Below are 24262 nucleotides of genomic sequence, written 5' to 3' on the forward strand. Positions count from 1 at the left end.
AATTTAACTGATGCATAATTTCCTAAACAAAAATAAAAAAGGATGCTCCGCAAACAGAGCATCCTCCTTTCACTTCGCGATCAGCTCGCTTCAGTAATTAGTTGAAATCTTTCATATTGTAAAATGCTGCTTTACCGCCATATTGAGCAGTAGCGCCCAATTTGTCTTCGATGCGAAGCAATTGGTTGTACTTCGCAACGCGGTCTGTACGGGAAGGAGCACCTGTTTTGATTTGTCCAGCATTTGTAGCAACTGCGATATCAGCAATTGTGCTGTCCTCGCTCTCGCCTGAACGGTGAGAAATAACAGCCGTGTAGCCCGCACGTTTAGCCATTTCGATTGCATCGAATGTTTCAGTAAGTGTACCGATTTGGTTCACTTTAACAAGGATGGAGTTACCCACGCCTTGCTTGATGCCGTCAGCTAGACGCTCAGTGTTTGTAACGAATAGGTCATCGCCAACTAGCTGTACTTTGCTGCCAAGCTTGTCAGTTAGAAGCTTCCAGCCTTCCCAATCGTCTTCTGAACAGCCGTCTTCGATCGAGATGATTGGGTATTTGTCTACCCATGAAGCTAGCAAGTCAACGAACTCAGCAGATGTGAAGGATTTGCCTTCGCCTGCAAGCACGTATTTGCCATCTTTGTAGAACTCAGTGGAAGCAACGTCCATACCTAGGAATACGTCAACACCCGGCTTGTAGCCTGCGCGCTCAATCGCAGAGATGATAGTAGTAATCGCTTCTTCGTTTGAACCAAGGTTAGGAGCAAAGCCGCCCTCGTCGCCAACAGCAGTGTTAAGGCCTTTGTCATGTAGAACAGCCTTAAGGTTGTGGAAAATTTCAGCGCCGACACGAAGAGCTTCTTTGAAGCTTTCTGCTCCAACAGGCAATACCATAAATTCTTGAACGTCGATATTGTTGTCAGCATGCTCTCCGCCGTTGATGATGTTCATCATTGGAACAGGAAGAGTTTTTGCGTTGAAGCCGCCAAGGTAATTGTACAAAGGAACGTCCAAAGCGTCAGCAGCAGCGCGAGCAACTGCCATAGATACTGCAAGAATAGCGTTAGCGCCAAGCTTTGCTTTGTTTGGCGTGCCGTCAAGCTCGATCATAGTACGGTCAATTGTTACTTGATCAAGAGCGTCAAGGCCGATAATTTCAGGAGCGATAATGTTGTTCACATTATCTACCGCTTTTTGAACGCCTTTGCCAAGGTAACGGGATTTATCGCCATCACGAAGCTCAACAGCCTCGTATGCGCCAGTGGAAGCGCCGGATGGAACGATTGCACGGCCTTTTGCGCCGGACTCAAGAGATACTTCTACTTCTACAGTTGGATTACCGCGGGAATCCAAAACTTCTAATGCGTATACGTCAACAATCATAGACATGTGGAAAACTCTCCTCTGCTCATTTTTTAGTATGTTTCTTACTTGATCAAAGTTGAACCAGTCATTTCCTCTGGTTGTTTCAGACCTAATAGCTCCAGCATCGTTGGAGCAATATCGGCCAAAATTCCATCTTCACGCAGCTCCAAGCCTGATTTGGTTACAATTAACGGTACCGGATTAGTTGTGTGCGCAGTATGCGGACGGCCATTCTCATCGAATACCATATCCGCGTTGCCATGGTCAGCAGTAATAATACATACGCCGCCTTTAGCCAGCACCGCTTCAACAACCTTGCCCATACACTCATCTGTAACCTCTACCGCTTTAATCGTTGGCTCAAGCATACCCGAGTGGCCTACCATATCCGGATTCGCAAAGTTCAGAATGATAGCATCATGCTTATCTGCCTCAATTTCCTTAACCGTAGATTCTGCCAGCTCATACGCGCTCATCTCCGGCTGAAGGTCATAAGTGGCAACCTTGGGCGAATTAATAAGTACACGTGTTTCTCCCGGAAGCTCGACATCGCGGCCGCCGCTGAAGAAAAAGGTAACATGCGGATACTTTTCAGTCTCTGCCGTACGCAGCTGAGTCATGCCATTTTGTGCAATAACCTCACCTAACGTATTATCCAGATTTTTCGGCGCATATGCGACATATCCGCCAATCGTTTCACTGAACTTGGTCAAGCAGACAAAATAAAGATCTGTCGGACGTCGGTCACCGCGATCAAAGCCGCGGAAATCTTCATTCGTAAATACTTGCGATAATTGAATAGCACGGTCAGGTCGGAAGTTGAAAAATACTACAGCGTCGTTGGACTCGACAAGACCAACCGGCTGTCCATCCTCGCCAACGATTACAGTTGGCAATACAAATTCATCATAAACAGAATTGCTGTAGGATTCAACTACCGCTTGCACAGGGTCTTTGCTTGTTGGACCATCTCCGTATACCATTGCACGATAGGACTTCTCAACACGCTCCCAGCGCTTGTCTCGATCCATCGCGTAATAACGGCCTTGAACGGTTGCGATCTTGCCAATGCCGACCTCTGCGATTTTAGCTTGCAGCTGCTCGATATACCCTTTTGCGCTGTCAGGAGACACATCGCGTCCGTCCAGGAAAGCATGAATATATACTTCTTCAAGCTCTTCCTTTTTGGCTAGCTCCAGCAAAGCAAACAAGTGAGCAATATGGCTATGCACGCCTCCATCAGACAGCAAGCCGTAGAAATGCAGCTTTGTTCCCTTTTCTTTTACATGGCGCACTGCGCCAAGCAAAGTCTCGTTTTCAAAAAATTCGCCGTCGCGAATCGATTTGCTTATACGAGTCAGGTCTTGGTAGACGATGCGTCCTGCACCGATATTCAAGTGGCCGACCTCCGAATTGCCCATCTGACCCTCAGGCAGTCCGACCGCTTCGCCGCAAGCGGTCAGCGTTGTATTCGGATACTGGCTCATATAACGGTCATAGTTAGGCTTTTTCGCTTGTGCAACAGCGTTGCCAGTAACATCATTCCGAAGACCAAAGCCGTCCATAATAATTAATGCTACAGGTTTACGAGCGCTCATCTTACTTAGCCCCCTCGACTAATGCAATATAGGATGCAGGCTCAAGGCTAGCTCCTCCTACCAGTGCACCGTCAATATCGGCTTGGCCCATATATTCTGCTACATTGTTCGGCTTTACACTTCCGCCGTATTGAATACGAACAGCATCTGCAGTCGCTTGATCATATAGACCAGCTACTACGCCGCGAATGTAGCCGATCACATCCTGCGCATCCTCAGAAGTAGAAGATTTGCCTGTACCGATCGCCCAAATTGGCTCGTAAGCAATAACGGTCTTAGCTGCTTGCTCAGCAGACAAGCCTTTTAGCGCCGCTTCCGTCTGAACCTTGCAAACTTCTTTTGTTTGGCCAGCTTCGCGCTCTTCAAGCTTCTCGCCTACACAAACGATAGGCACTAAATCATGCTTGAAAGCTGCTTGCATTTTTTTATTTACAATTTCGTCCGTCTCAGCGAAGTAAGCACGACGCTCAGAATGGCCGATAATCACATACTTAACGCCAAGATCCTTCAGCATTACACCGCTGATTTCACCAGTAAAGGCACCGTTGTCTTCAAAGTGGACGTTTTGCGCGCCAATCGCAATGGAAGTGCCAGCAGCAGCTTCAACAAGTGCCGGCAATACAGTATATGGTGCGCAGATTACGCTCTCTACGCCAGCAACCTCTGCCTTGCCCTTTACTTCTGCGAAAAATGCTTTCGCCTCGGACACTGTTTTGAACATTTTCCAGTTACCTGCAATAATAGGTGTTCTAGTGCTCATGTTAATGCCTCCTTATAGCTATACTTTCTCTTACTTATCGTTAAGAGCGACTACCCCTGGCAATTGCTTGCCTTCCATAAATTCGAGGGAAGCACCGCCACCTGTAGAAATGAAATCCATTTTATCGGCAAGACCGAATTTCTCAGCCGCTGCAGCAGAATCGCCGCCGCCAATAACTGTGTAGCCAGAAGTTTCAGCGCAAGCGCGGGCAACAGCCTGTGTACCATGCGAGAATGGCTCAATCTCAAATACACCCATTGGACCGTTCCAAACAACAAGCTTGGAGTTTTTAATGATGTCCGCATAGAGCTCGCGTGTTTTAGGTCCGATATCGATGCCTTCCCAATCTGCAGGAATGCTGTCTACATCAACAATCTTCGTATTCGCATCTGCGCTAAAATCGTCTGTTACAACGATATCTACAGGAATAACAAAGTTTTTGCCTAGCTTCTTAGCCTTCTCAATAAATTCAAGCGCCAAATCTAGCTTGCTGTTGTCTAGAAGCGATTTGCCGATTTCATGGCCTTGCGCTTTGAAGAAGGTATAGGATAAGCCGCCACCGATAATTACATTGTCGGCGATTTCAAGCATTTTGTCGATAACTGCAATTTTATCTTTAACTTTAGAGCCGCCTACAATCGCTGTGAATGGACGCTCAGGATTGTTTAGTGCTTTACCTAATACTTCAAGCTCTCTCTCCATTAGAAGGCCTGATACTGCTGGCAAGTGATGAGCGATACCTTCAGTCGACGCGTGTGCACGGTGCGCAGCACCAAACGCATCATTAACAAACAGGTCTGCCAAGCTTGCAAAAGCTTTCGCCAATTCTGGATCATTTTTCTCTTCGCCTTCATAGAAGCGAACATTCTCAAGCAGCAATACATCGCTGTTGTTAAGACCAGCTACAAGCTTTTCCACTTCTTCGCCGATTGCTTCATTCGCCTTTTTAACAGGACGCGCAAGCAGTTCGGACAAGCGATGAGCAGAAGCTGTATGACGAAGCTCTTCTACTACTTGGCCATTAGGACGGCCCAGATGACTGGCTAGAATAATTTTCGCGCCTTTTTCGATCAAATAGTTAATAGTAGGAAGCGTCTCGCGAATACGCTTGTCGTCTGTAATTTGTCCGTTCTCCAAAGGCACGTTGAAGTCAACGCGAACAAACACTTTTTTGCCTGCTAAATCTGCAATGTCACGAATACTTTTTTTGTTCAATGGAAAGCCCTCCCCGATCTTTGATTAGCCATTCTTTTTTTAGAAAAAAGGACGCCCTTCCATAATAGGAAGGAACGCCCCCAAGGTTTGCCGCGAAGGCGCAAACCGCAAACTAAAGCCCCGCAAGCGGAGCTTTAGTTCTGTAGCTTTCTTTCCTTATAGACCTTTGCTTGCGATATAAGCAGCTAGATCTACTACGCGGTTCGAGTAACCCCACTCGTTGTCATACCAAGAAACTACTTTAACCATGTTGCCTTCAACTACCATTGTGGACAATGCATCAATTGTAGAGGAAGCTGGATCTCCGTTATAGTCACTGGAAACTAGCGGCAATTCATTGTAGTTCAAAATGCCTTTTAGAGCGCCTTCTGAAGCATCTTTGAATGCAGCGTTAACTTCTTCAACCGTTACATTTACTTTCAATTCAGCAACTAGATCTGTTACAGAAACGTTAGGTGTAGGCACACGCATTGCCATACCGTTCAATTTGCCTTTAAGCTCAGGCAATACTAGAGAAACAGCTTTCGCAGCGCCAGTGGACGAAGGAATGATGTTCTCAGCAGCAGCGCGAGCGCGGCGAAGGTCTTTATGTGGAACGTCAAGCACGGATTGGTCGTTCGTGTAGGAGTGAACAGTTGTCATCATACCTTTAACGATTCCGAATTTATCGTTCAATACTTTTGCGAAAGGAGCTAGACAGTTTGTAGTACAAGAAGCATTGGAAATAATTGTGTGAGCAGCTGGATCGTATTTGTCTTCGTTAACGCCGATAACCACTGTAATGTCTTCGTTAGTAGCAGGAGCAGAGATAATTACTTTTTTAGCTCCGCCTTGCAAGTGAAGCTCAGCTTTTTCCTTAGCTGTGAAAATACCAGTAGACTCAACTACGATTTCAACGCCTACAGATGACCATGGAAGATCAGCAGGGTTGCGCTCTGCAAATACTTTAATCTCTTTGCCGTTAACAACTAGCGCGCCTTCTTTTGCTTCAACAGTAGCATCTAGCTTGCCATGAGTTGTATCGAATTTAAGAAGATGTGCAAGCGTCTTTGTGTCAGTCAAATCGTTAACTGCAACAATTTCAACCTCTGGGTTGTTTAGAGCAGCACGGAATACGTTACGGCCGATACGTCCAAAACCATTAATACCTACTTTAACCATCTAAAATTCCTCCTAAGCTTGTACTTGATTTTAATATATTTCAAAACGCCGCAAAATCTTAAAAAAATTCGCAAGCGTCATGATAACAAATACCCTATTGTTTATCTTGCTGAATCAATTGAACAATTTCGAGTGCAGCAGCCTCATCAGTAACAAGGACATCATCATGACCAAATCGCATAATAGCTGCAATCGCCTCACTCTTGCTTTTGCCTCCAGCAACAGCAATCACTACTTCAGTGTTTACAATATCTTCTAGCCTTAGCCCTACTGTTTGCGTTTTGTGCACAACAGATCCAGTCCGGTCAAAATAATAGCCAAAGGCTTCAGCCAAAGCTTCTTCCGCTGCCATCGCAGCTATAATGGAGGCATCCACCCTGCGGCGGCGTGCCATAACTATAGCATCGCCTATCCCGTGTATGACAATACGGGCGCTGCGAATAACGGATACGATTTCCTGGATATTGGGCTCTTGCATAATAGAAGCAAAGGCTTCCTCCCCCAAATGGTCAGGAACGTGCAATAGCCTGTAATGGCCACCAGTTCGCTTGGCCATCGTCGATGCGAGTGTATTAGCCTGATAATCGAGGCTTTCTCCAAGGCCGCCTCTAGCCGGAACAAACCAATTGCTCTTTAGCGGTGAAGACGTTGTAAGCTGATTAGCTACCTGCGCCATCGTCGTACCGCCTGTAACGGCGATAACATCGTTAGGACGAAGCGACTGCCGCAAAACCTGACAGGCCGCCCGGCCAAGCTCTCGCTTAGTCTGCATAGAGGTTTCGGAGTTGCCTGCCACTACAATAACTTGAGACAAGCCGAAATGCGTTCGTATCTCGTCCTCAAGCTCTGACAAGCCGAATAACGTTTTGTATAATGGTTCTAATTGTTCCAGCAACAGCTTTCCAGCATCGCTTATTCGCATGCCGCCGGCATCAATCTCCAGCAAGCCTTGCTCCTTAAGCCGATCCGTCTCTGCACGAAGCACACGCTCCGTCATAGAAAGTGTTGCAGCCAGCGCTCTGCGACCAATATGATCAGATAGCATCACCTGATGCAAAATCAAGTAACGCTTCCTCATAACATCTAGAAGTTCCGGCACAAGCTGCTGCTGCAGTTCAACGATCTGTCGCATTTCTCATCCTTCACTCCATCGATTCAGCCGGCATCCTAATTTAGATTCGACCATTAACATTATTGGAACCTGGACATTTATTGTCCCACACCTTCAAAATAAGTCCCACTTACATTTTAACGAAAGAATATGTTTCCCGCAATAGCCGAAGTCAAATGTAAACGATTTCGACAGCATTTTTTTGCAATTTATATTTTTGCCTATCGCTTGATTAAAATGCAGGATTATCATATAATCATTTTTGCTACTGTTTTTATGCGCCCGTGGTCCAATGGATATGACGTAGGCCTCCGGAGCCTGAGATCTAGGTTCGATTCCTAGCGGGCGCGCCACTTATAATTGAACAAAGTCCAGCCTGCATCCCATAAGATGTTAGCTGGACTTTTTAAAATTTTCTAATGTAAATTAAACGAGAAACATTAATCTTGTAACGCAGTAACTTGATTACTATCGTTCTGAACAGCACCCAAATTGTAACCGTATTTGATATTCGATGTTGTTCCTTTGAACCAAATTCCTCTGCGGAATGCTCCCGAGAGGATATTGTCCCTCACTATGCCCATCTTAGTCATGCCTGCAATAACGAGAGCATCAATGGCAGAGGCCGCTCCTCCAGTCAAAAAGTTTCCTGAAATTAATAAACCTTCCGTATCCGTAATCTCCATAACGTTTGCTGACATTCGGGAAGTTTGATTCCCTGTAACTCTAGCGTTGTGGCAAGTTTTAATTGAAAGAGCTTTGGTTGTATCGCTGATTTGGTTATCATCCACAATTAACCCCTGCAAGATTTCACAATCAATCCCATTCCCTCGTCCCTTTGTTATAACACTTCCCCTAATCTGAACATTATTACCGTTTTCTGCATGCACACTTTGCATTTGAGCCTCAGTAATCTGATTATTAAGGATCAGGCAATGACTGTTATTTTTAAGAATTACACCATTCTCGGTAGGCTTAAAAATCTGGTTGCCCTGTATAGTTACGTTTGTACAATCAGCTATATCTACCGCATCCTTCTTCATATAATTAATTGTATTATCGCTGATGGTAACCCGCTTTACATTTTTAATAATAATTCCGGAGTCTTCTGAAACGCTAAAAGTATTTCCACTAATTTGCACATCCTCAGATGTAACATCTGTAGAGAAGATGCCAATCATAAACCGCCGGTTCGATGCAAAATAGTCAGGATAAACAGCCACCCCATTGATGAACTGGTTGTTTACGATAGTTAATCTGCGAAATGGTCCTGCCGCCCCGAATACCGCATGATTAGATCCATTAACGGCGTAAATCCCGCCGCCGCATTCATAGAAAAAGTTTTCGGCAATCAAAGTGTTAAGCCACTTATACGGACGTATAGCATAATAACGCATACCTTCAAAGGTGTTATTTCGAATCGTAATATTCTGATGCCACTTGCCTTCTTTATGAGTGTGACCGCCAATTCCAGCTGTCCATGCTTTGAACTCCACCGTAGTATTTATTCCTTGTTTGTTGAACGTATAAGTATTTCCCTTGCCAAAGTAACAATTTTGGATGGTGATATTTTTACAATGTGTATCATCATAAGGCAAAGCCCCTTGAATGCCGCTCGTTGAAGCATGATCAATTTGGATCGCCTCGACATACCAGCGATTATTCGCTATTTCCCGATAGCCATAAAATTTGCAACCGTCGATGACAACATTTCGGGACGAATTAATTTCAATGGCATGAGCATCGATGACATCATAAAATTCACAATTACGAAATGTCCAATCCGAAGCATGAGCGAACTGCAGCACATTTCCATCCTCATAACATAAGACAGACGGTTGAAGCCCAACAAACTCAAAGCGGGCATTTTCGAAAACAATATGGCCATTTCCGCTATAGCCCCCATTAGGCTGTCCATTATATTCATAGTTGTACAGCATCGTATTTCCATGATTTCGCCAGAACACTGCTCCTTGTTCGCAAATTACCGAAGTATCTCCATATACAACAAGCGCTTGTGACCAGACGTAGTCGCCTTGCGGAACATGAACAGTTACAGGAATCTGATTATCTTTTGACAGCCGAAAAACATTTCTGAATGCTTCGGTATCGTCCGTTTGTTTATCCCCTTTTGCTCCCCACCATTGCGGATATACCCCTTGACCATAGAAATCGCCTGTTACTCTCCCGGCACCGCCAAATATATGCCCAAGCCCTGCATTTACCTGGGAAAAAACATGCACAGTCACTCCTGCATCTGGAACCAGTATAGCCCCGTAGTCAAAAAACAAACGAACTCTTTTGGGAAACGTCAATGGGCTGCCGATTCGATAGGTACCAGCAGGAAAATAAAAGGTAGCTTCCGCTTGTTGGGCTGTGGATTGAATTAATAGATCAAGAGCAGCGGCATCATCGGCCAACCCGTCGGCAGCCGCATTATGCTCCTTCACATTGAACCAATCGGCCAAAACGCATAAACCAGCATTATAGTTGCCCTCTCCTTCTAACAGATCCCCATCCTCACCCTCTTGCTCAGCATAGGCTTTTATTCCCGCTGGAATCTGACTGGTAATTGCAGCACCCGCCATTACACCGATCGAAGCGATAAAACGTCTTCTACTAATACCACTAGCTGCAGATGCTTCTGCCTCCTTATTTAATAGCCGATCGCGCTTAGATTCTTCCACGGATATCCCTCCATTTTTATCGGAAACTCTACTTGTGATATCAGTCTCGCGCTATAAGGAACCCTCTGTCTTGCTTTCTCCCCTGCACATAGGAACGGTTTTCTATATACTCCGGATTAAATCCGTTTAAGCCTGACAAGTCTAACGAGTGGGTTGTCATTCTAGCTTCAACATCTGTAATCTCGAATAATTTATATTCAAATGGAGTTTCAATCAAAGAACTAGCCGATACATACGCTGCCTCTTCCGTTAAGCGAAGCGTATTGAGGTGATTATGTCCGGACAAGACGATTTTCAAATTCGCATACTTCCTGGTTAGATCTTCAATGGATTGGCGAAAGGACTCCGGCGCATCGTGAATGATCCGATCCAACCCGCTTTGCTTCTGGCTCATCCCAAAGACAGGACTATGTGTTACCAAAACATGCATCTTATTAGGATTAGCCTGAACCACCTGTTCTAAGCGATTCAGTTGCTTTTCTGAGAACAACGGTTGTTGCTTCTGTCCCCAAAAATACTCTAGCCCGCTCTCCCAATGGTTTGGCACAACATGAACGACACAGGAATCGCTCACAATTTCATAATGCGGCGAACCGCCAATAAACCACTTAGGCGTATGAGCCAACCATAGCTCTAGAGCATCTGGACGATCCAAGTCATGATTTCCCAAACATAAATAGAAAGGTACCGGAAGCTTTAGCAAGCTATAAACATGACGGATCAAATCCGCACGGCAGCTATCAACAAGATCGCCTCCATGGATAATAAAATCAGCAGAATGCCGATCTACTTCTTTTTGAATGGCCTGGATAATATCGGCCATTCGCTCGGGATAGGCCGGCTGCTGATGAAAACCAATTGGATTAGCACCAAAATGAGTATCTGTTATATAAAGAAATCTCAGCATAGAGGCCTCCTTGTCCTGAGATTCGCAAATCTAGCGAGGATAAACGGCTCCGCGGTCCTTTGGACAGGCGCGTTTACCGTTGAAATATAAGAACAAGTATAAAGTAGTAAACTTATACTTTTTTATATTTAAGAAAGGGGGGAATCCCCCCTTCATTAATTACTTTTGTATCGTTCGTAGGCTGCTTTTTCAATCTCCATATATTTATCAAGTCCCATTTTCTTAACCGTATCCGTATATTTATCCCACTCGTCAAACGACATGTCGCCAGCAATCAGCTTAGCCTCTGTTTCGAGAATGAAAGTTTGGATATCCGCACCGACCGACGTCATGAATTCGGACTCCTCCTCCGTATAGGTAAACCTATTCCATATTTCTGTAGGCTTATAATCCGCTACCTTTTTCCCCGCCTCTATAGAACTAGATTGCATTGGGAAGTATTCCTCCTGGACGATTGCAGGGTAGCTCCCCCCGTTCCAGGTGAAGTATTTGGTTCTTGCCTGGGTCATCGTAAGACCGTTCGGATTGTTGGTAATATCCTCCACATACTCCAAGGATCCATCCGGCTTTTTCGTATACGTGACCCCCTCTATGCCCATAAAATAAAACAGAGCCCCTTCATTGCCGTAAAAATAATCCATCCATCTGACCGTCGCTTCCGGATATTTGTTCTTATTGGTTATGGCCATGGAACCAGGTTGAACTAAAGGCACTCCCACATGGGAGTATAGTTGATCGCCATGGGGCCCTTTAAGCGCCCCTAAACCGACGTAATGATCCAAGTTAAAGGCGGTACCCGCATTGTTCGTAATGGCTGAACCAAGGTTTCCTTCGGCTCCTTTGGCTCGGAATGCGGCGTCCTTAATCGTGAAGATTTCCGGATCGATCAGTTCTTCGGCATACAGCTTATGAATAAATTCCAGAACCTCTTTATATTTCGGATCGAGACGATAAAAGCGCAGTTGATCCTTGTCCGGGTCCATATCGATATACAAGTGTCCGAGCCCTCGGTTCCCTAGGCCCCATGACCCCTGAAACTGATACTTTATTACATTGACACTCGATCCACTGTACGGAATTTCATCCGCCTGACCATTCCCGTTCAGATCGGTCGTCTTAACCGCCTGCAGATATTTGTAAAAGTCCTCGATCGTTTGCGGCTCTTGCATATTCAATTGATCCAGCCACTTCTTATTAATCCATAGCGGCGTCCCGATCAAGACAGGCAAAAAGTCGGGAGAGTAGAAAGTTGGGAATGAATAGATATTACCGTCTGGCATCGTCAACCCTTTTCTTAAATCCGGGTACTGATCCAGCAGCTTTTTAAAATTGGGGGCATATTGGTCAATAAGATCGTTTAATGGAATAAGCACTTTTTGCTGTGAGCCATATTTCATCAGATCGTTAGCACTGAGCCTGGCCGTATAGAACACATCCGGGTAATCCCCGCTGGCCAGTGCCAAATTGCGTTTTTCCGTCAAGCTCTCAAAAGGAACCAATTGAAAATTAACCTGAATGTTGGACTTTTTCGCATATTCTTGCCACACTAAGGTTTCCTCGAATTTATTGCTGTTGGTAGCATCCTTGCCTGTAAAAAAAGTAAGTGAAATAGGTTCCTTCACAATTGGGAATCCGCTTGGATTGAGATTACTGTCTGCTGCTGTTTCTTTTTCTTTTTCTTCGCCGTTAACCTTTTCCTTGCCTCCATCAACAATAGTTCCCGCTCCAGATGGAGATGGTGGTTTTGCCTCTTTGGCGCAGCCAGACAACACGATACTTAAAACCATCATAACCGATAACAACATTAAACCCCATTTGTTAGTATTCATATAAAAAGAACTCCTCCCAATTTCTCAATGTGAGCATCAGCCTTTAAGCGCCCCAATCATTACTCCCTTTACAAAATACTTTTGCAAGAAAGGGTATAACATGAGCATAGGCAAATTTGCAACAACGACAACCGCATATTTCAAGGCTTCTATTTGTAACAAATAATTCGCGAGAGAATCATCGGTAGACGAAGTCATTTCATCCATTTGCTCTTGTATCAAGATTTCTCTTAAAAACAGCTGTAATGGATATTTACTTCGATCCGATAAATAGATAAGTGCGTTAAAAAATGCATTCCAGTGTCCCACTGCGTAAAACAAAGTCATAACCGCAATAATCGGCATAGATAAGGGCAGTACAATTCGAAAGAGCGTTTGAATATTCGAGCAACCATCAATGAAGGCTGACTCCTGAATTTCCAATGGAATACTAGTCTGAAAAAATGTTCTCATAATGACAATATTCCATACCGATACAGCTCCTGGAATAACCAATGCCCAAAGCGTATTCAACATGTGTAAATCCCTGATCAACAAATAGAGAGGGATCATTCCACCGCTAAAGAACATTGTAAAAACAATGCAAATTGTAATAAAGTTGCGTCCATGAAAATCCTTTCGTGAAAGAGGATAAGCTGCCATCGTTGTAAGAGCAAGATTCACAAGCGTACCAACGGCTGTGTACATGATTGTGTTTAAGTAACCGCTTATAATGTCCTGGTTCTCAAACACTCTTTTGTATGCATCAATTGTAAACCCCTTAGGCAACAACCAAATTTCACCCCGTAAAATGGCCATAGGATCACTGAATGAAGCGTTTAAAACATAGAGCAACGGATAAATAACAATAAGCAATATCAAGCCCAGGGCTGCATAAATCACTCCTTCAAAAACACGTTCTCCCCGGCTCTTATATACCATTCACATAAGCCTCCTTACCACAAACTAGTGTCATTAACCTTGCGCGCTATGGAATTGACCACAATCAGCATAAGGAAATTTATTACTGCGTTGAACAAGCCTACGGCTGCAGAATAGCTGTATTGAGCCCCGATAATCCCCGCTTGATAGACATGGGTTGCAATCACAGCTGAAGCTTCCGCATTCAGCGAGTTCTGCATGAGAAACACTTTCTCGAACCCGACACTTAGAATTCTACCAACATTTAGAATAAGCAATATAATGATTGTTGGCGCGATAACAGGGAGATTAATACTCCATACTCTACGAAGACGACCTGCTCCATCTACTTTAGCCGCATCATGAAGCTGGGGGTCAACACCCGACAATGCTGCTAAATAAATAATTGAGCTCCAGCCCATTTGCTGCCATACTCCTGAGATGACATAAACACTTTTGAACCATCCCGGTGAAGTCATGAACTTTATTGGCTCGAAGCCAAACCATTGCAGCAGCTGATTAACGAGCCCGCTTTGTGGGGACAGAAATAAAAACAGCATTCCCACAATAACAACAGTGGATAAAAAATGTGGGGCGTAAGTAACCGTCTGAACTACTCTTTTAAATAATCTGGAGCGTACCTCATTAATCATTAACGCTAACAAAATAGGGACGGGGAAACCAACAACAAGCTCGTACAAGCCGATCCCCAAAGTATTCTTGATCAACCTCCAGAAATAATAGCTTTCATAAAAACGCACAAAGTGCTTCCAACCGACCCATGGACTACCGCCAATTCCTTTGGTCGCAATAAAATCCTTGAAGGCTATTTGGACACCATACATCGGATAATATTCGAAAATAATAAAATAAACGAGTACTGGCAAAATCAGCAAATATAAATCAAGATTTCTGCGAACCTTTCTTTTCAATAAATTTTTCAACTCCAATCTTCACCCCCTTCTACTGGCTTCAGGGCGATTATATATCGAGCAGAAACTTAAGCCTATTTACCTTTCACTCATTTATTAACACTTTTATCAGTTAGTCAAAAAAATGATAACTATAGAGAAAAAAGGCAACCTATTTTTATCGTTTCACTTGAAAGACTGCTGTTGCTTTCAATTTCACATGATACAATAGAAAAAAACTTTCGAGGGTGTTGTTCAATTGTCCACTCGCATTAAGACTAGAAATTCTTTGTTCATCCAAATATTTGCCGGATTTCTCGCTGTCATCATATTGCTGTCTTCACTCCACTGGATTTCATTTTCTATATTAAAAAATGATACCAAGGGTGAATTGATCAAATACAACCGTCTGCTGCTGCAGAATACTGTCAAGGAATACGAGAGGGTGTTTACATCCGTAAAAAGCAATCTTTACAGTCTTTATTACGACCCTAAAGTGGCAGCTGCCAATGTCAAGCTAGCCTTGCAAAGGATGGATCGGATTGACTATATGAAAGAAGGGCAAATCATTAACGAAATCGAAAATCATGTTTCTGATCGCGCATTGTATTTGGACAATATACTTATTTATTTCAATCAATCTTCCATTGTTTTGGATAAAGGGGGCAGGTCCAATGCGGAGACGTTATTTTTGAGCGATTATAAAAGCTCCATCTATTCTTATAGCTTTTGGCAGGGGCAATTTGTTGAAGGCTATACCTATCGCTTGCATCCCAGTAGCGAATTTTCAATTATTCCTGGCTCTATTAGAAGTCTTTTGCCTATTTCCATTAAGGAAACACCCAAATATCAAATTATCGCGTTACTCGATACAGATCGAATGCTGCAAGCATTTCACAACTTGCCTGATGTCGAATTTATGATAATGGATAAAAATAAACAACCTCTCTTTCAAACAACAAGTGATTTTCCCGAGTCCGTGCTAAATAAATTTGAAGAAGCGGATGGAGAAGTAGAGCAAGGCCAATATTACTATTTCTCACAAAAAGGAAATGAAAGCGCATTATCATACATCGTTAAGATGCCTACATCAATCGTATCTGCACAAATGAAGAAATTTAACCTCAACTTACTGCTGGCTCTTGGTCTGTCAATTGGAGCCGGGATTGTCTGCTCCCATTTTTTCAGTAGAAGGCTTTACCGTCCAGTTAAGCAAATCATCACAGCAGTCCAGCACTCAAAGCTGAAGGGACTCGGAAGTACAATTAGCGAATTTAATTTGATCCATGACAAAATTCATTCCCTGATTAAAGAAAGAAACGATATTCAAACCGAGCTGATCAATAAAAAGTCGCTGCTGACTAATTACGGATATATGAATAAATTGAAAATGATCCGATCGGACTTAAGCGATTTGCAGGATTTCATTCTAGCCAACCGAAAATTTCGAATTATTCTTTTTCATTTACAATTCCGGCATGCTTCGTTAAAGGAGCTCAATATTTCTCTTGACGATGTGTCTTACTACTTAAGGGAATACATAAATTTGGTGATGAGTGACAGTTTTCCGGGTTCACATACCTTTCAAATTGAAAGCAATCAAATATTATCGATAATTTTTGACGACAAACCGATAGACACTTTACAAGAAACGATGCTTCCCTTGAAGAAAGTGTGGGACGGAGATTCACAGTATTACCTTATCTCTATAGCTATGAGCTCTATCTACGCGTCCGCCGCAGAATTCAGCAAAGCTTATAATGAAGTGCTGGAGAAAGCGGGTCAGGCCAAGCTGCTGTCGGAAACTCAATTTATTTCTGATCTCCGTCCGCTAGTTAATCATGCCTATGTATTAGAAAAAGAAAAAGAATTTGATCTTAACTTGCGCGAAGGTAATATACTCGAATCTAAAGAATCGCTGAACCAAATGTTGCGATATTTGCATCAAAAGGAAGAGAGCGCTGACAATATCAGAAAGTTCGCCAAATCCATATTGGAGAGGATATTCCAGCAAACTGCTACATTTGATCAAAAAATAAACTTGGCCGAGCTCCGGATAGATTTAAAGGAGACCGAGGAATGTTTCACCATCGAAGAAATAAGTCATAGGATGGAACCGCACATTGTCCGAGTCACTTCCTTAATCCGCTCTGTAAAAAATGAGCAAAACGATTTGGCGAATCGTGCGGCCGACATTATGGAGGCAAGCTATGCAGAGGATATTTCATTGGATTCGGTAGCAGAATCATTAAATATCTCAAGCAATTATTTGTCTATTTTGATGAAAGAAAAAACAGGTATTAACTTCAGCGAGCATCTAAACAATGTGCGAATTCGTAAAGCCAAGGAATTGCTCGAATCTACCAGCCTTAGTGTTCAAGATGTAGGAATACGAATTGGCTACCGCAACGTTACATCTTTTATCCGTATGTTCAAAAAAGTTACCGGCCTGACACCGGGCGATTATCGCAAACAGATTAAACTTCAGCCTTTCCGTTAAAGCAATAAGCTTAAGCTTATAATCAAGAAATATCGACACAGTCATCCTTAAAGGACATACGGTTTCTACGCGAAATATAAGAAAAAGTTTGCAGTGAAAACTTATAAAGTCTTATATATTAAAAGGTTAAAAGCGCATTTATCGAATTCCTTGACCATCTTTGACTTTTACTTTTCAATCCGTTATTATATGATTACGTTATTTAATTGTTCAACTGAATGAAGGAGGAGTTGTTAATATGAATTTTGTACCTATGGTTATCGAGCAAAGCAATCGAGGTGAGCGATCATATGATATATACTCCCGTTTGCTGAAGGATCGTATTATTTTCCTTGGCTCTGGCGTGAACGATGTAGTTGCTAACTCTATTATTGCTCAGCTGCTATTCCTCGCAGCAGAGGATTCTGAAAAGGATATTTCGCTATATATTAATAGCCCTGGCGGTTCAATAACAGCTGGTATGGCGATCTACGACACTATGCAGTTCATCAAGCCTGACGTATCGACCATTTGTGTTGGCATGGCTGCTTCAATGGGCGCATTCCTGCTTACTGCCGGAGCTAAAGGCAAGCGCTTCGCGCTGCCAAACAGCGAGGTCATGATTCACCAGCCGCTCGGCGGCGCTGAAGGACAGGCAAGCGATATTGAAATCCGTGCAAGACGCATTCTCAAAATGCGCGACAAGCTCAACAACATTTTGGCAGAGCGCAGCGGCCAGCCTCTTAGCCGCATCGAGCAGGATACAGATCGCGACTATTTCATGAGTGCTCAAGAAGCGCTGGATTACGGCCTGATTGATAAAGTTATCGAAAAGGTTTAAGCGAAGAGCTGTAACTTACATCAAGCAGCTGCAAAATAGCCCGGATCATGCTTTCCGATGGGAGCCTGATTCGGGCTATTTTTATGTGTAAGAGGTGGCGCGTACCTATTCTGTATGAATTTTCATATACAATTGTGTTTTTCGAGTCATTTTTTCGTATTCTGTATGAAAATTCATATACAATTGGCCACTTTCAGATAATCTTGACCATTTCTGTATGATATTTCATATACATTTGCATTTTTCGAGTCGTTTTTGTGTATTCTGTATGAAAATTCATATACAATTGGCCACTTTCAGATAACCTTAACCATTTCTGTATGATATTTCATATACATTTGCGTTTTTCGAGTCATTTCGGTTATTCTGCATGAAATTTCATATACGATTGGCCAATTTCAGGGAGAGCACCGTTTTCAGGTAACGCCAACCGCTACTGTATGATGTTTCGGGTGCAATTGTTTGTACAATTATTTTCTTCGAGTCATTTCGGCGTGGAAGCTATGTGAGTGGAAGCTAAGTACATTTTGTGCATCTAGTTTCTTCTTTATTACCGAATAAACATTTCTAAATGTATTTCATGCATCTAGTTTCGTTGAATTTCCCTATATATTGTGAAATACGCCAAACTAGATGTAGTATTTCCCCTTAGAATCTCAAAAAAGCCAAATTTCATTAAACTAAGTACAGGAAATACATTTAGATTTAGTAAATTGGATGTAGACTAATGAGGCGGATACAGGCAAATGAGTACTTGTTCAACAAGACTGAGTTTGCCGTTACTGCAAGTATTTTTTGAGTTTTTTCAACAACCCGATGGAATACAGCTAGTTTGGAAAACATACATATTCTCTTCAACTACATAAGCTCTCTGACTAATAAGAAGGTAACCTCCTCCAATGGACTATCAAATCGGTATCATTCTACCGCAACTACCAATCAAATCAGTATCAATCTACCGCAACTACCCATCAAATCGGTATCGTACTCCAACTACCCATCAAGTCGGGTATCGACCTACTCCAACTACCCATCAAGTCGGTATCGACCTACTCCAACTACCCATCAGTATCGATCTACTCCAACTCCCAATCAAGTCGGGTATCTATCTAATCAACTGCTACTCAAGTTTCAAATATCTATCTACTCCAACAGCCATAGGCGTGACGTATGCATGGTTCTATCCTTCAATAAGACGCTTCATTCTAAGGCATGAATGCACTGCGTGCCATCTCGTATAAAATTGTTTTACAGCACAGCATCCTCACTGATGCTTATAATTTGTGATTTTTATCACTTCTGCTTCAATATGACGATGCTATGCTTGCAATACAGATCATGACGGCTGCCAGATGCACTACAGACACCGCATTACAGGCACCGTTATAGAACTGCTAATATGCTCAAGGAGGTGAGCTTATGGAAATCGTTCCATTAGAGAAAGTAGAACAGCTCGCCATCAAAAAATGGAACGTATATAAGCACAATAAGCTTCATTACATCGCCCGTTCCATGCTTGCCAGTATGTTTATCGGTTTTGGCGTTATCGTAGCCTTCAAATCAGGCAGCTTCTTTTATAACGTCGGATCCCCTTTAACCTATCCAATGGCGGCGCTGACATTTGGAGCTGCCATTATTCTGATAACGTACGGCGGCGGCGATTTGTTTACAGGCAATACGTTTTATTACACCTACACATCGCTGCGCAAAAAAATTTCATGGCTTGAGACAATCAAATTATGGGTAATTAACTATTCAGGTAATTTACTCGGCGCACTAGTATTCGCTTTTCTCATATGGACGACGGGTTTGTTCGACTCGCCGACCGTCAACGGCTTTCTGCTGGATGTCGTAAGCAATAAAACCAATGCTTCTACTAGCGAGTTGTTCTTCCGTGGTATATTATGTAATTGGCTCGTATGTCTTGCCTTCTTTATCCCGATGGGGCTGAAGGGTGACGGACCAAAAATGTTCGCGATGATGCTGTTCGTATTTTGCTTCTTCATATCGGGCTACGAGCACAGTATCGCCAATATGTGTACGTTTGCCATCGCTTTTGTATTAAACCAGCCGGGTACAATATCGATTCAAGGTGCGCTGCATAATCTCATACCTGTCACTATCGGCAATATTATCGGCGGCGGCCTGCTGATGGGCTGGATGTACTACTATGTCAATAAACCTTATTTAAAAGAAATGGAAAAGGTGGAGGAGCAAGATGAAAAAAACTAGAATCGTTGTTATCGGGACAGGGGCTGTAGGCTCGACTACCGCATATACTTTATTGCTGCGCAATCGCATGGACGAATTGGTGCTAATTGATTCCAATGCAGGCAAAGCGGCTGGCGATGCGCTCGATATGAACCATGGCATGCCTTTTGTTGGAGGGGCTAAAGTGTGGGCCGGTACATATAAGGACTGTGCTGGTGCAGATATAATCATTATTACGGCAGGCGCCGCTCAAAGGCAGGGCGAGACGAGGATCGATCTTCTGAAACGAAATGTCAGCATATTTGACAGCATTATCGAACAAATACTGCCTTATAATCAAGATGGCATTCTGCTAATTGCTTCCAACCCGGTTGATATTATGAGCTACTTTTCATTGAAAAAATCGAACTGGCCGGCGCACCGCGTCATCGGCTCAGGCACATTGCTTGACAGCGCTCGCTTCCGCTACCTAATAGGCCAGCATTTGCATATTGATCCGCGCAGCGTTCACGCTCACATTATAGGCGAGCACGGAGATTCAGAGCTGCCGGTTTGGAGTCTGGCCAATCTGGCCGGAACAGCCATTGAGCTTAGCAATGAGGTAAAAGAAGAACTGTTCGTCCAAACAAGAGATGCAGCCTACGAAATTATCGAAGCCAAAGGAGCAACCTATTACGCGATCGCACTCGCGCTGGATCGGATTTGTACAGCTATTCTGCAGGATGAAGGTGCGGTGCTTAACGTATCTACCCTGCTGGACAGCTACTATGGCGTCTCAGACGTTTATCTTGGTGTTCCATGTGTCGTAGACCGCAGCGGCATCCGCAAGGCTCTGGAAATTAAACTAACCGAGCACGAACAGCAGCTCTTCCATAAATCAGCAGACAAGCTTAAAGAAATTATTAAAAGTATAGAGATGTAGGATATAATTAAGTACAGCAGTTGACAACTAGTCAGCTGCTTTTTTTATATCCAGGTTATTATAAATTTGAACGCAAAAAAAGGAAGCTGTCCTCGCGAGTTACAACCCTTCGCGAGACCCTTCCATCCCCTGCCTGCAGCCCTCGAAAGCTGCAGATAGTTATTATTGGTTCTCGAGCTCTTCTTTGCTTACAAGAGCGACTAAAGCGTTTACAGCCTGTTCTGCGTCCGAACCTTCTGCACTTATGGATACTTCAGTACCTGAGCTTATCGCAAGGCTCATAATACCCATAATAGATTTAGCATTCACTTTTTTATCGTCTTTTTCTACGAAAACCTCGGAGGAAAATTTATTCGCTTCTTGTACGAATAACGCTGCTGGCCTTGCATGAAGTCCCGTCTTTAGACGAACAACAACTGGAAGCCTTGTCATGGAATCATAACCCCCTCTATTTTACTATTTCACATAGCATCATCACAAAAAGTCACATATTCATTATTATAACATTTTACATGCCGTTGCACTAGGCAAAATTCAACTGCCTCTTATTTTTTCGGCAAGCTCGTCAATTTTGCGCAATCTGTGATTCACGCCGGACTTGCTCACCTTAACTTTCAGCAGCTCTCCAACCTCTGTCAAATTCAAATCGGGGTGCTGCAGCCGAATTTCTGCAACCTCTCGCAGCTTCTCCGGCAAGCTATCCAATCCAATCTCTTTTTGCAGAAGCTTAATATTGTCAATCTGCCGTACAGCCGCACCGATCGTCTTATTCAAATTAGCTGTTTCGCAATTTACGATGCGATTGACAGAATTGCGCATATCCCGCATAATGCGTACATCCTCAAATTTGAACAACGCTTGGTGCGCGCCGATAATATTAAGCAGCTCGATAATTTTCTCGCCTTCCTTGATGTAAAAGACGAAGCCTTTTTTGCGTTCGATGCATCTTGCATTCAGATTAAACGTGTTGGCCAAATCAACAAGCGAAGCGCAATGCTCTGCATACATCGACGATATTTCCAAATGATACGATGAGCCCTCCGGGTTATTAACGGAACCTCCTGCAAGAAACGCCCCCCGCAAGTATGAACGCTTGCAGCAAGGCTTGCGCAGCATTTCTTCATCAATACCGGGATTAAATAGAAATCCTTCCGAAACGATATGCAAATCCTTCAAGATTTCTTGTACTTTGACAGGAATACGTACAATATATACATTATTTTTTTTCAATCGCATTTTTTTGCGAACAAGCAGCTCTACATGCACATCAAAATGCTTCTTCAGCAGTGTATATATTCTGCGTGCAATCGCAGCATTTTCTGTAGAGATGTCAAGAACGACTTTACGGCTGGAGACGCTGACTGATCCATTCATTCTGATTAGCGCTGAAAGCTCTGCGCGCTCGCAGCAGCTATCTGATTCAATCATGGTCAGCTCTTTTTTTGTCTGGGCCGCAAAAGACATCGTTCATCACCTCTTTCTCAACATCCAGTTTTCCACCAGCTTATAGATATGATGGCTTAGCCTCTCGGCATCATGCCTTAGGAAGGTGCGGAACAAAACTAAACGGTCTGCAATTACCTTATAGCCTCTGCGAGTAACCTCATCCATATCCAGATGGACAGCTCGTGCTCCTTTTTCAGCATACTTGCTCTCTACCTGCGGTGGAATTTCTCCATCATTTACAATAACATAATCAAACAAATGATGCCCGATATGAGCATGTATAGCGTCCAAATGATTGCTTACCGTATAATTATCGGTCTCACCCGGCTGAGTCATAACATTGCATACGAACAGCTTGACAGCCTCAGATTCGACAATTGCCTGAGCCAGGCTCGGCACAATCAAATTCGGGATAATACTCGTGTATAAGCTCCCTGGGCCTATTAAAATAGCATCCGCCTGTACGATCGCTTCTACCGCTTCCGGCAATGCTTCTACATTTTCCGGCTCCAGGAAAACACGCTTGATCGCTTGCCCGGCTTTTGGGATATTTGACTCGCCCGTTATAATCGTTCCGTCAGCCATCTCCGCCTTCAATACAATCGCGCTGGCCGCAGCCGGCAGCACCCGGCCTCTTACCGCCAAAACCCGGCTAAGCTCCCGTACGCCCGTTACGAAATCTCCCGCGATATCGGTCATGGCCGCCAGCATCAGGTTGCCCAGGCTATGTCCTGCAAGACCCGTGCCATTCTGAAAGCGATACTGTAACACTTCCGTTAGCAAAGGTTCTGTATCCGCAAGCGCCATAAGCACGTTGCGGATATCGCCTGGCGGCGGTATTTGCAGCTCATTGCGCAGAATTCCTGAGCTTCCGCCATCATCAGCAACCGTGACGACAGCCGTTATATCAAGCGGTTTCTCTTTCAGGCCGCGCAGCATAACGGATAGTCCTGTGCCTCCGCCGATGACGACAATTTTGGGACGCTCCATGATTTGCTCTCTAATGCTAATAGCCTCCCCTCATTAATGCTTATCGCGCTCGCTGTCGCGATGGCTGACACGCACACGTTCAGTATCACTGCTCCCAAGGATGCGCCCCAAGTATTCAGCGATCGCTACTGATCGATGCTTGCCGCCAGTACATCCAATACCTATCACAACCTGGCTCTTGCCTTCCTTGCGATATAAAGGAATTAGAAACTGAAGCATATCAATGAGCTTAGCTAAAAACTGCTGCGTCTCCGGCCATTTCATCACATAGTCATAGACGTCAGGATGCTGGCCCGTATTTGGTCGAAGCTGCTCAACGTAATGAGGGTTAGGCAAAAATCGTACATCAAATATTAAGTCCGCATCTATCGGCATCCCATATTTAAAGCCAAAGGAGGTGACGTTAACCGACAGGCTGCTGTGCTCCATATTTGTAAATCTGGCAATTATGCGTTCCTTTAGCTGCAAAGGCTTCAGCTTGCTCGTATCAATGACCTGAGAGGCAGAGCCCTTCAAATCCTCAAGCATGCGGCGTTCATGCTTTATACCGTCAAGCGGCATGCCGTCCTGTGCAAGCGGATGGCGGCGACGGCTTTCCTTGTAGCGCTGCACAAGCACTTCGTCGGTAGCATCAAGAAACAATATTTCGCAGCTGATTGTATTATGATCCTTTATATAAGCAAGCGATTCCGAAAGAGCGGTAAAAAACTCCCGGCCCCGTAAATCAATAACAAGTGCTACTTTACCTATTTTACCATTAGACTGCTCAATTAATTCCGCAAACTTCGGAATTAGCACAGGCGGTAAATTGTCCACACAGAAAAACCCTAAATCTTCAAGGCTTTGGACAGCAATCGTCTTGCCCGCCCCGGACATTCCTGTAATGATTACAAGCTTTGCCAAAGTTGCTGCCGTTTCCATGAATCAC

19 protein-coding genes and 1 tRNA gene are annotated in these 24262 nt (G+C 43.8%); 5 read left to right on the forward strand and 15 right to left on the reverse strand.

Annotation, left to right across the window (positions count from 1 at the left end):
• Positions 1 to 97: 97 nt before the first annotated feature.
• The 6 genes from eno to V1L65_RS24830 all read right to left on the reverse strand — a co-directional run bounded on the left by eno (position 98) and on the right by V1L65_RS24830 (position 7232).
• A complete protein-coding gene (gene eno, locus V1L65_RS24805; protein WP_331701967.1) occupies positions 98 to 1390 on the reverse strand; it encodes a phosphopyruvate hydratase in 1293 nt (430 codons plus the stop codon).
• Between the two features lie 38 nt (positions 1391 to 1428).
• Positions 1429 to 2964 carry a 2,3-bisphosphoglycerate-independent phosphoglycerate mutase gene (gene gpmI / locus V1L65_RS24810; protein WP_331701968.1) on the reverse strand — a complete coding sequence of 512 codons (1536 nt, stop codon included), beginning with the start codon at positions 2962 to 2964 and terminating at the stop codon, positions 1429 to 1431.
• 1 nt (position 2965) lies between these two features.
• Complete coding sequence (gene tpiA / locus V1L65_RS24815) at positions 2966 to 3724, reverse strand: triose-phosphate isomerase (RefSeq protein ID WP_331701969.1); 759 nt, start codon at positions 3722 to 3724, stop codon at positions 2966 to 2968.
• Positions 3725 to 3754: 30 nt separating this feature from the next.
• Positions 3755 to 4939 (reverse strand): phosphoglycerate kinase, encoded by a 1185-nt coding sequence (locus V1L65_RS24820; RefSeq protein ID WP_331701970.1) that lies wholly within the window; start codon positions 4937 to 4939, stop codon positions 3755 to 3757.
• Between the two features lie 156 nt (positions 4940 to 5095).
• Positions 5096 to 6100 (reverse strand): type I glyceraldehyde-3-phosphate dehydrogenase, encoded by a 1005-nt coding sequence (gene gap, locus V1L65_RS24825; protein WP_331701971.1) that lies wholly within the window; start codon positions 6098 to 6100, stop codon positions 5096 to 5098.
• Between the two features lie 94 nt (positions 6101 to 6194).
• The gene (locus V1L65_RS24830; protein WP_331701972.1) at positions 6195 to 7232 is read right to left on the reverse strand and encodes a sugar-binding transcriptional regulator; all 1038 of its coding nucleotides are present in this window, start codon (positions 7230 to 7232) and stop codon (positions 6195 to 6197) included.
• 257 nt (positions 7233 to 7489) lie between these two features.
• Here V1L65_RS24830 and V1L65_RS24835 point away from each other — a divergent pair.
• A tRNA-Arg gene (locus V1L65_RS24835) sits at positions 7490 to 7564 on the forward strand.
• A gap of 87 nt (positions 7565 to 7651) precedes the next feature.
• On the opposite strand, the gene V1L65_RS24840 is transcribed toward V1L65_RS24835, so the two are convergent.
• The 5 genes from V1L65_RS24840 to V1L65_RS24860 all read right to left on the reverse strand — a co-directional run bounded on the left by V1L65_RS24840 (position 7652) and on the right by V1L65_RS24860 (position 14478).
• Positions 7652 to 9898 (reverse strand): right-handed parallel beta-helix repeat-containing protein, encoded by a 2247-nt coding sequence (locus V1L65_RS24840; protein ID WP_331701973.1) that lies wholly within the window; start codon positions 9896 to 9898, stop codon positions 7652 to 7654.
• A gap of 40 nt (positions 9899 to 9938) precedes the next feature.
• The gene (locus tag V1L65_RS24845; RefSeq protein ID WP_331701974.1) at positions 9939 to 10805 is read right to left on the reverse strand and encodes a metallophosphoesterase family protein; all 867 of its coding nucleotides are present in this window, start codon (positions 10803 to 10805) and stop codon (positions 9939 to 9941) included.
• Positions 10806 to 10960: 155 nt separating this feature from the next.
• Positions 10961 to 12634, reverse strand: coding sequence for an extracellular solute-binding protein (locus tag V1L65_RS24850; protein ID WP_331701975.1), 1674 nt, complete (start codon positions 12632 to 12634; stop codon positions 10961 to 10963).
• Between the two features lie 36 nt (positions 12635 to 12670).
• Entirely contained in the window at positions 12671 to 13555 is an 885-nt protein-coding gene (locus tag V1L65_RS24855; RefSeq protein ID WP_331701976.1) for a carbohydrate ABC transporter permease, read from the reverse strand.
• 14 nt (positions 13556 to 13569) lie between these two features.
• Positions 13570 to 14478, reverse strand: a complete 909-nt coding sequence (locus V1L65_RS24860) for an ABC transporter permease (protein WP_331701977.1) — start codon at positions 14476 to 14478, stop codon at positions 13570 to 13572.
• Positions 14479 to 14704: 226 nt separating this feature from the next.
• Between V1L65_RS24860 and V1L65_RS24865 the strand changes: the two genes are divergently transcribed.
• The 4 genes from V1L65_RS24865 to V1L65_RS24880 all read left to right on the forward strand — a co-directional run bounded on the left by V1L65_RS24865 (position 14705) and on the right by V1L65_RS24880 (position 20898).
• A complete protein-coding gene (locus V1L65_RS24865; protein ID WP_331701978.1) occupies positions 14705 to 16945 on the forward strand; it encodes a helix-turn-helix domain-containing protein in 2241 nt (746 codons plus the stop codon).
• A 238-nt stretch (positions 16946 to 17183) separates the two neighbouring features.
• Complete coding sequence (gene clpP, locus V1L65_RS24870) at positions 17184 to 17765, forward strand: ATP-dependent Clp endopeptidase proteolytic subunit ClpP (protein WP_331701979.1); 582 nt, start codon at positions 17184 to 17186, stop codon at positions 17763 to 17765.
• A gap of 1419 nt (positions 17766 to 19184) precedes the next feature.
• Entirely contained in the window at positions 19185 to 19997 is an 813-nt protein-coding gene (locus tag V1L65_RS24875) for a formate/nitrite transporter family protein (RefSeq protein ID WP_331701980.1), read from the forward strand.
• A complete protein-coding gene (locus V1L65_RS24880) occupies positions 19984 to 20898 on the forward strand; it encodes an L-lactate dehydrogenase (protein ID WP_331701981.1) in 915 nt (304 codons plus the stop codon). The genes V1L65_RS24875 and V1L65_RS24880 overlap by 14 nt, the downstream gene beginning before the upstream one ends.
• A gap of 162 nt (positions 20899 to 21060) precedes the next feature.
• On the opposite strand, the gene V1L65_RS24885 is transcribed toward V1L65_RS24880, so the two are convergent.
• From V1L65_RS24885 to rapZ, 4 genes are all read right to left on the reverse strand, one after another.
• Positions 21061 to 21330, reverse strand: coding sequence for an HPr family phosphocarrier protein (locus V1L65_RS24885; RefSeq protein WP_028609180.1), 270 nt, complete (start codon positions 21328 to 21330; stop codon positions 21061 to 21063).
• 102 nt (positions 21331 to 21432) lie between these two features.
• The gene (whiA, locus tag V1L65_RS24890; protein ID WP_331701982.1) at positions 21433 to 22362 is read right to left on the reverse strand and encodes a DNA-binding protein WhiA; all 930 of its coding nucleotides are present in this window, start codon (positions 22360 to 22362) and stop codon (positions 21433 to 21435) included.
• A gap of 6 nt (positions 22363 to 22368) precedes the next feature.
• Positions 22369 to 23334 (reverse strand): gluconeogenesis factor YvcK family protein, encoded by a 966-nt coding sequence (locus V1L65_RS24895; protein WP_331701983.1) that lies wholly within the window; start codon positions 23332 to 23334, stop codon positions 22369 to 22371.
• Positions 23335 to 23367: 33 nt separating this feature from the next.
• The gene (gene rapZ / locus V1L65_RS24900) at positions 23368 to 24255 is read right to left on the reverse strand and encodes an RNase adapter RapZ (protein ID WP_331701984.1); all 888 of its coding nucleotides are present in this window, start codon (positions 24253 to 24255) and stop codon (positions 23368 to 23370) included.
• Positions 24256 to 24262: the final 7 nt, after the last annotated feature.

Source organism: Paenibacillus sp. IITD108 (genome assembly GCF_036541265.1).
Taxonomy (GTDB): Bacteria; Bacillota; Bacilli; order Paenibacillales; family Paenibacillaceae; genus Pristimantibacillus.